Source organism: Herbaspirillum sp. UBA812, from assembly GCF_002296545.1.
In the GTDB taxonomy this organism is placed as follows: Bacteria; Pseudomonadota; Gammaproteobacteria; order Burkholderiales; family Burkholderiaceae_D; genus Herbaspirillum; species Herbaspirillum huttiense.
Map to the genome: position 1 here is coordinate 485 of NZ_DBIC01000296.1, position 12,193 is coordinate 12,677.

12 protein-coding genes are annotated in these 12,193 nt (G+C 64.1%); 8 read left to right on the forward strand and 4 right to left on the reverse strand.

The features are described from left to right. Both B3873_RS20375 and B3873_RS20380 read left to right on the forward strand, forming a co-directional pair. Nucleotides 1-472 (forward strand): methyl-accepting chemotaxis protein (locus B3873_RS20375; RefSeq protein WP_286868646.1); only part of this gene is annotated, 472 nt, incomplete at its 5' end. A 307-nt stretch (nucleotides 473-779) separates the two neighbouring features. Beyond that, on the forward strand, nucleotides 780-1,739 hold the full coding sequence (locus B3873_RS20380; RefSeq protein WP_286868647.1) for a DMT family transporter: 960 nt from the start codon (nucleotides 780-782) through the stop codon (nucleotides 1,737-1,739). A 9-nt stretch (nucleotides 1,740-1,748) separates the two neighbouring features. Here B3873_RS20380 and B3873_RS20385 read toward each other — a convergent pair whose 3' ends face one another. Then, a complete protein-coding gene (locus tag B3873_RS20385; RefSeq protein WP_034330560.1) occupies nucleotides 1,749-2,654 on the reverse strand; it encodes a LysR family transcriptional regulator in 906 nt (301 codons plus the stop codon). A gap of 206 nt (nucleotides 2,655-2,860) precedes the next feature. On the opposite strand from B3873_RS20385, the gene B3873_RS20390 reads away from it, so the two are divergent. Beyond that, on the forward strand, nucleotides 2,861-3,514 hold the full coding sequence (locus tag B3873_RS20390; protein WP_039787033.1) for an oxygen-insensitive NAD(P)H-dependent nitroreductase NfsB: 654 nt from the start codon (nucleotides 2,861-2,863) through the stop codon (nucleotides 3,512-3,514). 21 nt (nucleotides 3,515-3,535) lie between these two features. Here B3873_RS20390 and B3873_RS20395 read toward each other — a convergent pair whose 3' ends face one another. Together B3873_RS20395 and B3873_RS20400 are read right to left on the reverse strand one after the other, a co-directional pair. Next, nucleotides 3,536-4,348: an IclR family transcriptional regulator domain-containing protein gene (locus tag B3873_RS20395; RefSeq protein ID WP_051156421.1), complete on the reverse strand. Its 813-nt coding sequence runs from the start codon at nucleotides 4,346-4,348 to the stop codon at nucleotides 3,536-3,538. A 25-nt stretch (nucleotides 4,349-4,373) separates the two neighbouring features. Next, a complete protein-coding gene (locus B3873_RS20400; RefSeq protein WP_039787035.1) occupies nucleotides 4,374-5,156 on the reverse strand; it encodes an IclR family transcriptional regulator domain-containing protein in 783 nt (260 codons plus the stop codon). 129 nt (nucleotides 5,157-5,285) lie between these two features. Between B3873_RS20400 and B3873_RS20405 the strand changes: the two genes are divergently transcribed. The 5 genes from B3873_RS20405 (at nucleotide 5,286) to B3873_RS20425 (ending at nucleotide 10,905) form a co-directional block, all read left to right on the forward strand. Further along, nucleotides 5,286-6,167 (forward strand): 4-hydroxyphenylpyruvate dioxygenase, encoded by an 882-nt coding sequence (locus B3873_RS20405; protein WP_286868649.1) that lies wholly within the window; start codon nucleotides 5,286-5,288, stop codon nucleotides 6,165-6,167. Between the two features lie 4 nt (nucleotides 6,168-6,171). Continuing rightward, nucleotides 6,172-7,017 carry a shikimate dehydrogenase family protein gene (locus B3873_RS20410; protein ID WP_286868651.1) on the forward strand — a complete coding sequence of 282 codons (846 nt, stop codon included), beginning with the start codon at nucleotides 6,172-6,174 and terminating at the stop codon, nucleotides 7,015-7,017. Continuing rightward, on the forward strand, nucleotides 7,014-7,886 hold the full coding sequence (locus tag B3873_RS20415) for a sugar phosphate isomerase/epimerase family protein (protein ID WP_286868653.1): 873 nt from the start codon (nucleotides 7,014-7,016) through the stop codon (nucleotides 7,884-7,886). The genes B3873_RS20410 and B3873_RS20415 overlap by 4 nt, the downstream gene beginning before the upstream one ends. A gap of 424 nt (nucleotides 7,887-8,310) precedes the next feature. Continuing rightward, on the forward strand, nucleotides 8,311-9,420 hold the full coding sequence (locus tag B3873_RS20420) for a porin (protein ID WP_286868657.1): 1,110 nt from the start codon (nucleotides 8,311-8,313) through the stop codon (nucleotides 9,418-9,420). A gap of 87 nt (nucleotides 9,421-9,507) precedes the next feature. Continuing rightward, a complete protein-coding gene (locus B3873_RS20425) occupies nucleotides 9,508-10,905 on the forward strand; it encodes an MFS transporter (protein WP_286868655.1) in 1,398 nt (465 codons plus the stop codon). Nucleotides 10,906-10,986: 81 nt separating this feature from the next. Here the strand turns inward: B3873_RS20425 and B3873_RS20430 are convergent. Then, nucleotides 10,987-12,193: cytochrome c (locus B3873_RS20430; RefSeq protein WP_286868656.1), on the reverse strand; the 1,207-nt coding region annotated here is incomplete at its 5' end.

A 12,193-nucleotide genomic window follows, 5' to 3' on the forward strand; every position in this document is an offset into this window, starting at 1 on the left:
CTTCCAGACCAATATCCTGGCCCTGAATGCCGCCGTGGAAGCCGCGCGCGCCGGTGAGCAGGGGCGCGGCTTTGCCGTCGTCGCCTCCGAAGTGCGCTCGCTGGCCCAGCGTTCGGCCGCAGCTGCCAAGGAGATCAAGCAGCTGATCGATGACTCGGTCGGCAAGGTCGATGCCGGTACCCATCTGGTGCAGCAGGCCGGGCAGACCATGCAGGAAGTGGTGGCCAGCATCCAGGGCGTCTCCACGGTCGTCAGCGAGATCGCCACCGCCAGCCACGAGCAGAGCGCCGGCATCGAACAGGTCGGTGAAGCCATCACCCAGATGGATGAAACCACCCAGCAGAATGCCGCCCTGGTGGAACAGGCCGCCGCCGCCGCGCAGTCGCTGCAGGAGCAGGCCGACAAGCTGGTCAATCTGGTCGGGGTCTTCACCCTGGATCGACCGGGGCAGGGGGGCTTGGCCGTGCGCTGAGGCTGGGCGGCCGCCTGGTCGCTTTTTCTTTCATATCGACCAAAAGCGGGGCGGTTGCTGCGGGACGGCAGGCCGCCCCTTTTACATGGGGCGGTCGGCGGCCCGCAGTGGTGCATGCTGCACCAAATGCGTTATCGCGGATAAATAATTTTCCAAAACGCGGTTTTGCAGCAGGAAGTGCTTCCAGGACCGTTTCCTGCCATCAAATACGGCAGCACTATTGGCCGCCTCTTCTCTACCATGGGAGCCGTTTGGATGCGTTGCAGCATGCCTGCTGCAACGTACCGTTTCCCCTCTGGAGCCCCTGATGTCCACCGCCATTGCCGCACCCGCCCGATCCGCCAGCCCCGCTTCCTCCCGGCCGCAGCCGATGAGCCGGCTGTTCCTGGTGTGCGTGGTGGTGGCGATCTGCATCTGGGGCGGCAACTGGCCGGTGATGAAGTTCGGCAGCCAGTTCATCCCGCCGCTGTGGTTTGCGGCCAGCCGTTTCCTGTCGGCGGCCATCCTCAGTTTCATCATCGCCGCAGCCCTCGGCAAGCTGCGCCTGCCCACCCGCCAGGAGTGGCCGGTGGTGGCCGGGGTGGGCGTGCTGCAGATGGGCCTGTTCACGGCGCTGGTAACCGGCGCGCTGCACTTCGTCATGCCGGGCCGCGCCTCGCTGATCGCCTATGCCACCTCGATCTGGGTGGTGCCGGGCGCAGCGCTGGTGTTGAAGCACAAGCTGAGCACCCAGCAATCGCTGGCCACCGTCTGCAGCTATGCGGGCATGGCTGTCATCGTGCTGCCGGCGCTGCTGCATGCGGACATGCACAGCATGATCGGCTACCTGATGCTGGGCGCGGCGTCGCTGTCCTGGGCCATGAACATCCTGCAGATCAAGATGACGCCGGGCGTGAAGCTGGACTTCGACCTGCTGCCCTGGCAGACCCTGGTGGCCGCCGTGCCGCTGTGCGTGCTGGCGCTGCTGGTGGATGGCGCGCCGACGTTCCTGGCCGATCCGCACTCCTGGGGCGTGATCGCCTACACCGGTCCGCTGGCCACTGCGCTGACCTTCCTGATCGTGCTGCAGATGACCCAGCGCCTCTCGCCGGTGACGGTGTCGGTATGCATGCTGGGGGTGCCGGTGGTGGGACTGACGCTGTCCTCGCTGATCTTCGGCGAGACGCTCTCGGCGGACCTGCTGCTGGGCATGGGCCTGCTGTGCCTGGGCCTGGTGTTGCCGGCGCTGCCTTCGCTGGGTTTGCGCCGTGCCCTGGGCAAGGCCTGATTCTTCGGACTAGCGATCGGTGAGATAACGCGCAACGCGCTCACCGAGCAATTCACGCAGGGCACGCACGGTGGGCGAGAGGCTCATGCGATGCGTGCAGACCAGGTTCAGCGGTGACGCCTCGCCTTGGTAATCCTCCATCAGCGCTTCCAGTTTTCCGTTGCGCAGGTCGGCCAGCACGTCCAGCCGCGACTTGTAGGCAATGCCCCGGCCCTCCACGGCCCAGCGGTGTACCAGTTCGCCATCGTCGCAGACGCGGTCGCCGCTGACCTGCACTTGTACCGGCGTGCCGTCCTTGAAGAACGTCCATTGCGAATGCAGCATGTCCGACAGCAGATAGCGCAGGCAATTGTGCTGGCGCAGGTCGGCCGGCGTGCGCGGGCGGCCGTGGCGGGCGAGGTAGTCGGGCGAGGCGCACAGCACGCGGCGGTTGTCCGGGGCCAGCGGCAGGGCCACCAGGCTGGAATCTTCCGGCGGGCTGTAGCGGATCGCCACCTCCACCGGCTGGCGGAACATGTCCGCCACGCGATCGCTGATGCGCACCTGCAGGCTCACTGCCGGATGCTGGGCGAGGAATTCATCGAGCCACTGGCACATCAGATTGCGCCCGAGATCGGAGGGCACCGACAGCGAAAGGTTGCCGCCGACCACGCGCCGGCCGTGGGCCACGGCATCGCGTCCGGCATTGACTTCGGCCAGCACGTTGCGGGCGTATTGCAGGTAGCGTTCGCCATCGGGTGTCAGGCGCAGGCTGCGGGTGGAGCGCGCCAGCAGGCGAGCGCCGAGTTCGCCTTCGAGGCGTTTCATGGCGGCACTGGCCACGGCCGGGGTGACATCGTGCTGGCGGGCGGCAGCGGAGAGGCTGCCGTTGTCGGCGGCGCAGACGAAGATGGCGAGGTCTTCCAGGCGGATCATGAGCGGGAACAATGAAGATGTCGATCAAAGTCGACATTCTACTTTCAATTTATTTTTGAAAATGTTTCTGCCACGCTCCGCTTTTTTGAAACCGCATCCTGCCCGATGATGTCATTCAAGCCGCAGTCGATCATTGATGCGCATTTCAGAGCATTAAGCAAAATTGAATGCTCAACGCCAACACCATTAAACGCAAGGAACCCCCCATGAGCCTGCTCCACGCCGCCCGCAAACGCCACTCCACCAAGGCCTTCGATCCCAGCCGCAAGGTCCCCGAGAACATCATCGCCGAACTGCGCGAGCTGCTGCGCCTGGCCCCGTCCTCGGTGAATTCGCAGCCCTGGCATTTCGTGGTGGCTTCCAGCGATGCCGCCAAGGCCCGCATCGGCAAGGCTGCCGAAGCCGGTTATCCCTACAACCTGCCCAAGATCCTGAACGCCTCGCACGTGCTGGTGCTGTGCGCCCGCACCGGCATCAGCGAACCGCACCTGGAAGCCCTGCTGGAGAAAGAAGAAGCTGACGGCCGTTTCGTCAACGCCGAGGCCAAGGCCGGCCAGCGCGGTTCGCGCCTGCTCTACAGCAACCTGCATCGCTATGAACTGAAGGATGCCCAGCACTGGATGGAAAAGCAGGTCTACCTGGCCCTGGGCACGCTGCTGCTGGGCGCGGCCGAACTGGAAGTGGATGCGGTGCCGATGGAAGGTTTCAATGCCAAGGTGCTGGACGAAGAACTGGGCCTGCGCGAAAAGGGTTTCACCAGTGTCGTGCTGGTGAGCCTGGGCTACAGCGGTGCCGATGACTTCAACGCCAAGCTGCCGAAGTCGCGCCTGGCGGCCGAGACCGTCTTTACCGACCTGTAATCGGCAGCACGCGCTGGTCCCTCACACCTGATGGATCAGCGCATTGGCTGCCTGCTGCAAAGCGGGCAGCACGCGCGCCAGTGTTTGTTCCTGCGATTCCACTGCCAGCGGAAAACTGAGACTGAGCGCGCCCACCACCTTGGCATGGCGATTCTTGAGCGGCACTGCAATGCCGCGCACACCGGTCTGCAATTGCTGCTCCACCAGGGCATAACCCTGCTGGCGCGCTTGTGCGATCAGCTCGTAGAGGCGATCCGGATCGGTGATGGTGTGGGGCGTGAAGGGCGTCATGGCACAGGTGGCCAGCCACTCGCGCACCTGCTGCTCGGGCAGCGCGCCCAGCATCACGATGCCGGGTGAAGCCAGTTGCGCCGGCACCCGTGCACCCAGCACGAAGCCGGTGGTCATCACGCGTGAAGTACCATTGCGCGCGATGAAGACAAGGTCCCAGCCATCGAGCACGCTGGCATAGACGGCCTCGCCGGTCTGCCCGGTGATCTGCTGCAGGTGCGGCTGCAGGATGCGCGGCAGCGGTGCCGAATCGAAATACGACCAGCCCACTTTCAGCACCCTGGGCGTCAGGGCGAAGGTCTTGCCTTCGCTGTGCAGGTAGCCCAGGTGTTCCAGCGTGAGCAGGTAGCGCCGCGCGGCCGTGCGCGAAAGCCCGGTGCGGGCCGCCACTTGCGCCGAGGTCATGCGCTGGTTGTCGTAGTCGAAGGCTTCCAGGATCAGCAAGCCCTTCTCCAGTCCGGCGATCCAGTCGCGCCGGGCCAGGCCGCCTTCGCCGGCCTCGCTGCCATCTTCCGGCGCGTCGATTTTCTCCACATCGCTCATCGCGGATTCCTCTTGTGCACGGTCCTCATACCCACATCATCAGCGTGTTGGCCGTGGTCTGCAGTGCCGGGACGCCGCGTGCGATGGCGTCCTCGCGCGAGCAGGCGGCAATGTTGGAGGTCACGCTCAGGGCACCGATGACGCGGCCATTGCGGTTCTTCACCGGGATGGCGATGCCGCGCATGCCCATCTCGAACTGGTTCTCGGTGATGCCGTAACCCTGCTTGCGCATGGTGACGATCTCGGCAAACAGCGCCGCCTTGTCGGTCATGGCCATGTGGGTGTGCGGGATCAGGGTCACGCGGTCGAGATAGGCGGTGATCTCCGCATCCTCGCGCATGCCCAGCAGTACCCGGCCGGCCGTGGTGGTGTAGGCCGGCAGGCGCGTGCCCGGTTCAAAACCGGCATTGACCAGCTGCGCGGCCGTGACGCGGGTGACGTAGACGATCTCGTCGCCATCGAGCAGCGAGAAGTTGGTGGACTCCTGCAGCTGCTGCGTCAGTCGCTGCAGGAAGGGCACCACCGCGCGCGGCACGCGGGCCGATTCCAGATAGGACTGGCCCAGGTTCAACAGGCGCGGCATGAGCCAGAACTTCTTGCCGTCCGAGGCCGCCATGCCGGTATGCACCAGCGTCAGCAGATAGCGGCGCGCAGCGCTGCGGGTCAGGCCCACGCGCTCGGCCACTTCGCTGGCGGTCAGCTGCGGCGACTCGCTGGTGAAGGCGGTGATGACGTCAAAACCCTTCATCAATCCTTCGATCAGGTCTCGCTTCTGGATGTCCAGTTCTACCGAGTTTTGGTCGATCATCGTAAAAAAAGTCCAGAAATGAGTGATTGGCGAACAAGTTGCGCGATTATCGCACGCTTTGCTTCATATCGGCCTTTTTGCAGGGGGTGGGCTTGGCTATACTCGGCTCCGAGATAAATCATCGGGATCATGATGAACACCATAGAAAACAATCCTGTCCCCACCAATCCGCTGGGCATCGATGGCATCGAGTTCATCGAATACGCCACCACCGAGCCGCTGGCGCTGGGTGCCGTGCTGGAGCGCATGGGCTTCGAACAGGTCGGCCGCCATCGCTCGCGCGAAGTGGTGCTCTACACCCAGGGCGAGATGAACGTGATCGTCAACGCCGACGTATCGGCCTGGTCCGGTTTCGACCATGAGGTGCAGGCCACCAACCTGAGCGCCATCGCGCTGCGGGTGCGCGATGCCAATGAGGCCTATCTCCGCGTCACCGAACTGGGGGCCTGGCCGATTCCCACCCGCGCCGGGGCGATGGAACTGAACATCCCGGGCGTGCATGGCTGTGGCGACTCCATCATCTACTTCGTCGACCGCTATCGCGACTTCTCCATCTACGACGTCGACTTCAAGCCCTCCAGCCAGGAGCGGCGCAAGACCACGGCGCTGTCGGGCATGCATTTCTTCGGCCTGGTGCAGGCCGTGGGGCCGGAGCGCACGCGTGAATGGATCGACTTCTATTCGTCATTGATGGGATTTTCGGTGCTGCCCGAGGGACAGTTCTTCGGCATCCTGCCCAAGGGCAACCTGCTGGCCAGCCCCTGCCGCCAGTTCTACATCCAGCTGGTGGAACCCCCGGAAGGCACCGAAGACATCCAGTGGGAAGAAGAGTGGCTGCGTCTCGGCCTGGGCACGCCCGACGTGCTGCAGGCGGTGCGGCAATTGCAGGAGCGCGGCGTGATCTTCGTTGACCGCGCGCCTACCCAGATCAGCGAGCGCGGTGCGCTCACCCAGCTTTACAAGGGCGGCGTCAGTTTCGAACTGGTCCGCAGCCAGAAAGACAAGAACTGAGACCATGAAGGAAATCACAGGCACCACCCGCATCTTCCCCGTCATCGGCTGGCCGGTGGAACAGGTGAAGGCACCGACTCTGTTCAACGCGTATTTCAAGCGCCACGGGCTGGATGCGCGCGTGATCCCGTTCAAGATCGAACCGGAGCGCTACTGCGAAGCCGTGCGCATGTTCATGAAGACGGAAAACGTGGGCGGCATCTTCGTCTCCATTCCGCACAAGCCCATGACCCTGGAGGCGGTCGAACAGGCCACCCTGCGCGCCCGTGTGGCCGCTGCCTGCAATGCGGTCTATCGCGATGCCGAGGGCGTGGTCTGGGGCGACCTGATCGACGGCGAAGGTTTCATCCGCGCACTGGCGCGTACCGCTGCCGACCGTCCGCTGGTGTGGAACAAGACCCGCGCCCTGGTGGTCGGCACCGGCGGCGTCGGTTGCGCCATCGTCGCTTCGCTGGCAGCGCAGGGCATCGCCGAGATCAGCGTCTTCGATACCAATCGCGCCGGCGCCGAAGCCTTGCTGGCGCGCGTGGAAGCCGCCTATCCGGCGACCCGCGTGCGTTTCGCGCAGCCCGACGCCAGCGGTGTCGACCTGCTGGTGAACTGCACGCCGCTGGGCATGCACGTGGGCGACCCGATGCCCTTCGCGCTGGAAGGTGTGAGTGCGGAGGCCATCGTCGCCGACTGCGGCATGAAGATCGAGATGAGCCAGTTGCTGGTGCAGGCGCAGGCCAAGGGCTGCCGCATCCAGAAAGGCAAGGAAATGCTCATCGAGCAGGCGCCGCTGTATCTCGAACTGTTCGGCTGGCCGGGCGTGGCCGCTGACGACTTCCGTCATCTGGAGGCATTGTGAACCTCGACAATTTCGGCATGGATACCATCACCCTGCCGGGTGGACTGGAATCCAAACTGGCCGCGTCCAAGGCGGCCGGTTTCTCGCAGCTCATGCTGTGGTCCAAGGACCTGGTCGGCTATCCCGGCGGGCTGGAGGCGGCCGTCAAGCTGGTGCGCAAAAGCGGCGTGCGCGTCACCGGCATCCAGGTCATGCGCGATTACGAAGGCCTGCAGGGCAGCCTGCACGACTACAAGGTGGACGTGGCCCGCAACCTGCTGCAGATCTGCAAGGCGGTCGGTGCGCCGCTGCTGATGGTGTGCTCCTCGACCTCGCAACACGCCAGCGGTGACACCCGCCACATCGCGCGCGACCTGGCCAAGCTGGCCAACCTGGCGGTGCCGCTGGGCATCCGCGTGGGCTTCGAGGCCTTGTCCTGGGGACGTCACATCAATCAGTACATGCAAGCCTGGGAAGTGGTGGAGATGGCCGATCACGCCAATCTCGGCGTGGTCATCGATTCCTTCCACATCCTCGCCAATCGCGGCGCGCTGGAAGACCTGGATGCCATTCCCGGTCGCCGCATCGTGATGGTCCAGTTGTCCGATTTCATGTGGCGCGAGATCCGCACGCCGGAAGAACGGCTGGAGACGGCGCGCCATCTGCGCGTCTTCCCCGGTGAGGGCGAGCATTCGCTGGAACTCTCCGACATGGTGCGACGCCTGCATCGCGGCGGTTATCGCGGTGACTACAGCTTTGAAGTGTTCAATGACGATTACCTGCAGATGTCGCCGGCCGTGGTGGCCGAACGCGCGCGCCGCTCGGCCAAGTGGGTGACCGACCAGGTACTGCGGCGGGGCCTGCGGGTGCGTGAAGCGGTGGCGGCGTAAACGCATAAAGCGATCCTTAACCTGCAGTCAACAATCAGAAATCAGCATCAGCATCAGCATCAGCATCAGCATCAGCAGCACCACCGGCTCGCCACAACAAAACCATAGCGAGCGGGTTTGACGATGCGACACCGTCCCTTCAGGGAGCGGGCCGCATGATCACAACAGAGGAGACCCCATGACACCGCAGCGCCCTTCATCCTGATCCACCGGCCCCTTCCCTGAACACGCCAGGGTGCAGCGGGCTCTCCGTTTCCTCCCGTTCGGAACATGCCGCGCAGCGCGCCGGCAGGGGACGCATTGCGTGTGCCGGGAGTCACGCTCCACCACCATCATCACAACCATAACCACAAACACAACAGAGATCCGAGACATGACACCACGATCCACCCGCCCAACAAGCGCACTGCGCACGCCCGTCGCCATGAGCCTGCTGCTGGCCGCCTCCACCACGGCCCTGGCGCAGAGCACCAGCAACGTCACCCTGTATGGCACGGTCGACCAGTACCTGGGCTACATGCACAGCAGCAGCGGCAAGAGCCTGTGGGCGCTCAACGATGGCGCCATCCTGCGCAGCCGCATCGGCCTCAAAGGCTATGAGGATCTGGGCGGTGGCTATGCCGCCACCTTTACGCTGGAAAACGGATTCGCCGGCGACACCGGCGGCCTGGCCGACAGCACGCGCCTGTTCGACCGCCAGTCCTGGGTCGGCATCAAGACCCCGGCCGCCGGTGAATTCCGCGTGGGCCGCCAGAACAGCGTGCCCTTCTTCATCGGCGGTGCCATCGACTATACCGAGCGCACCACCTACGGCTCCATCATCAATACCTTCGGCGTGCCGTCGCGCTTCGACAATGACCTGTCGTGGAAGTCGCCGCGCTGGGCCGGTTTCCAGTTCGATATCCACTACGCCATGCCGGAGACCGCAGGCGAGGGACTGGGCCGCCGTGGTGTCTATCAGTTCGGTCTGGATTACACTAACGGCCCGTATCGCGCAGGCTATGCCGGCCTGGTGGCAAAACCCAATGCCGGCGGCCTGTACAGCAATACGGTGCAATACCATAACGTGTATGCCGACTACGATTACGGCCCGGGCAAGATCTACCTGGCCTACGTACGGAGCAACAACACCACCGCCAACGCCAATGGCAACAATGCCGCGACCATCCTCAACAATGTCAGCAATCCCAACAATTTCTTTGCCGGTAACGATCCGAATATCCAGCGCTTCTACAACGTCTACCAGGTCTCGGCGGACTATCGCCTGACCCCGCAGCTGCGCATCGGCGCGCTGTACGGCGTGATGGTCGACACCTCCCACAAGGATGGTGGTGCACAGGGCGGCAACGTGGGCGCCTACTATGACCTCTCCAAGCGGACCACGCTCTATGGATTCGCCAACTACATGAAGAACCAGGCCAATGCCGGCTGGCGCTTCAGCGGCTCGGCCGGACCGGGCAGCAACCTGGCCGGGGCCGACATCAATGGCAAGAGCCTGATCGGACTGCAGATGGGGATCCTGCATCGCTTCTGAGTTCGCCCCGAGCCAGCCATTTCTTAATTTCGGCGGGCCGTTATCGCATCAGCATGACGGCCTGCCCGGCAACACCACGGAGACACCATGCAATCCTCTCATTCCAGCGATCACTCGCAGCAGAGCAAGAAGGCCGCCGCCAGCGGCTGGATCGGCTCGGCGCTCGAATACTACGACTTCTTCATCTATGCCACGGCCGCCTCGCTGATCTTCCCGCAGCTGTTCTTCCCCAAGGGCGATCCGACCACCGCCATCATCGCCTCGCTGGCCACCTATGGCGTGGGCTATGTGGCGCGTCCCATCGGCGCCTTCGTGCTGGGCCACCTGGGTGACACCCACGGCCGCAAGAAGGTGCTGCTGTGGTGCATGTTCCTGATGGGGTTTTCCACCATCGGGGTCGGGCTGTTGCCGACCTATGACCAGGTCGGCCTGTGGGCACCTGCACTGCTGGTCATCATGCGCCTGGCCCAGGGCTTTGCCGTGGCCGGTGAAATCTCCGGGGCCAGTTCCATGATCCTGGAGCACTCACCCTTCGGACGGCGCGGCTACTACTCCAGCTTTACCCTGCAAGGGGTGCAGGCCGGGCAGATCCTGGCGGCCGCCGTGTTCCTGCCGCTGGCGCATTACATGCCGGCCGAGCAGTTCAATGTGTGGGGCTGGCGCATTCCCTTCCTGCTGAGTTTCCTGGTCATCATCGCCGGCTGGATCATCCGCCGCACCGTCGAGGAAACCCCGCTGTTCAAGGCTGCCGACAAGAATGAACTCAAGCGCCGCTCGCCGGTGGTGGAAGCCTTCCGCGACAGTTCGCCCAACATGCTGCGCGTGGTCTGCATGGCGCTCATGAACGTGATCCCGGTGGTGGCCACCATCTTCGGCGCGGCCTATGCGGTGCAGCCGGCCTATGGCATCGGCTTCGCCAAGGATGTCTACCTGTGGATTCCGGTGGTCGGCAATATCGTGGCGGTGCTGGTGATTCCCTATGTGGGCAAGCTGTCGGACCGCATCGGCCGCCGTCCGCCCATCATTGTCGGTTCCTTGCTGGCGGGCCTGTTCGCCTTCGCTTACCTGTATGCGATCAGCATCCGCAACGTCGAACTGGCTTTCGTGATGTCGATCCTGATGTGGGGCGTGGTCTACCAGGGTTACAACGCGGTCTTCCCCAGCTTCTATCCGGAACTGTTCCCGGCCCGTTCGCGCGTCTCGGCCATGGCCATCGCGCAGAACTTGGGGACCGCCATCACGGCCATGCTGCCGGCACTGTTCACCGCCGTGGCACCTCCGGGCTCCAGCAATATCTGGCTGACCGTGGGCGGCATCGCCTTCGGCATCACCATCGTGTCGGCACTGGCAGCGTTGTCCGCCCGCGAGACCTATCGCATCCCGCTGGAAAAACTGGGCGAGCGTGATGCCCAGCCGATGCCGCTCAACGAGTATGAGCGTCTGCGTGCGCAGGCTGATCTGGAAGGGCGTTACGCCAAGTCCTGATCCGGTCTGGTTGAAGAAAGGAAGTAAAAAAAAGCGCTGTTCCTTGTGAGGGGAACAGCGCTTTTTTGTATTGCAGGTAAATTATTTCCAGTCGTGCTCGGGATCGATGCGCTTGCGCCGCAATACCATCAGTGCGCCCAGCAACAGCAGCAGTACCACCACCACCGCGCCCACGCCCATGCCGATGCGCGCCACCAGCAGCAGCGGCGAACGCGGGCCTCCCTCGCGGATCACGGCCACGTCCTCGGGTTTTACCTTGAGGTCGGGGTTGCCGTAATACTTCAGCAGATAATTCGACAGCGCTGCCACATCCTGGTTGGAGAGTTTGTTGAGCGCATTGGGCTGGTCACCGAAGGGCGGCATGAAGACATGGCCACCGTCTTCGGTCTCGCGCTCCACACCATAGAGGATGGTGGCGATCAGATTGTTGGCATTGACGCCGGCCGTGGCCGAGTTGTGGAACAGCGAAGGATAGTAGCCATCGCGCGTACCTTGTCCGTTGTAGCCGTGGCAGGAAGCGCAGCTGGCCGAGAACAGGCGCGCACCGCGGATCTCCTCGGGACTGTCGGCGGCCAGCGTGCGGCCACGGAACTGCGCCAGCGCATTGCCGGCCTTGCCCTGTTCGAAGCGCGTGCCCAGCGTGGGCGGCGTCGACGAGTCCGGGCCGATGGCCGGGGTCTCCTTGAGGTAGACGGCGATGGCGCGCAGGTCCTCGTCGGTCAGTTTGGAGAAGCTGTGCGTGATCGCCTCGGCCATGCTGCCGGCGGCCTGGGCACGGCCTTCCACGCGGCCGGTCTTGAGATAGGCGACCAGCTCATCCTGGCTCCAGGTGCCGATGCCGGCCGTGGGATGCGGCGTGATGTTGGGCGCATACCAGGGGCCGACCTGGGCACCGGAGAGCGCGAGATTGGTTTTCTCCTGCATCAGGAAGCCGCGCGGTGTATGACAGCTGCTGCAATGCGCCGGGCCTTCGGCCAGGTAGCGTCCGCGCAGCCATTGCGCAGAACGCTGCGGGGCCGGGGCCAGCGGCTGGTCCTTCAGGAACAGCGCATTCCACACCTTCATCGACGCCCGGATATTCATGGGGAAGGGCAGCGCGGTCTCGCGCGTCGGGGTATCGACCGGGGCCACGCCCTTCATGAAATACGCATACAGGGCATGCACGTCTGCATCGTTCAATGCGGCATACGCGGTGTACGGCATGGCCGGATACAGGTTGGCGCCATCGGCGCGCACGCCGCGCCGCAGGGCGGCGGCGAACTGCGCTTCGCTGTAGTTGCCGATGCCG

Excerpts from the sequence above, each read along its gene's own strand:
- B3873_RS20380 (WP_286868647.1), top strand. The coding sequence starts at position 780 with ATGTCCACCGCCATTGCCGCACCCGCCCGATCCGCCAGCCCCGCTTCC.
- B3873_RS20385 (WP_034330560.1), bottom strand. The coding sequence starts at position 2,654 with ATGATCCGCCTGGAAGACCTCGCCATCTTCGTCTGCGCCGCCGACAAC.
- B3873_RS20390 (WP_039787033.1), top strand. The coding sequence starts at position 2,861 with ATGAGCCTGCTCCACGCCGCCCGCAAACGCCACTCCACCAAGGCCTTC.
- B3873_RS20395 (WP_051156421.1), bottom strand. The coding sequence starts at position 4,348 with ATGAGCGATGTGGAGAAAATCGACGCGCCGGAAGATGGCAGCGAGGCC.
- B3873_RS20400 (WP_039787035.1), bottom strand. The coding sequence starts at position 5,156 with ATGATCGACCAAAACTCGGTAGAACTGGACATCCAGAAGCGAGACCTG.
- B3873_RS20405 (WP_286868649.1), top strand. The coding sequence starts at position 5,286 with ATGATGAACACCATAGAAAACAATCCTGTCCCCACCAATCCGCTGGGC.
- B3873_RS20410 (WP_286868651.1), top strand. The coding sequence starts at position 6,172 with ATGAAGGAAATCACAGGCACCACCCGCATCTTCCCCGTCATCGGCTGG.
- B3873_RS20420 (WP_286868657.1), top strand. The coding sequence starts at position 8,311 with ATGAGCCTGCTGCTGGCCGCCTCCACCACGGCCCTGGCGCAGAGCACC.
- B3873_RS20425 (WP_286868655.1), top strand. The coding sequence starts at position 9,508 with ATGCAATCCTCTCATTCCAGCGATCACTCGCAGCAGAGCAAGAAGGCC.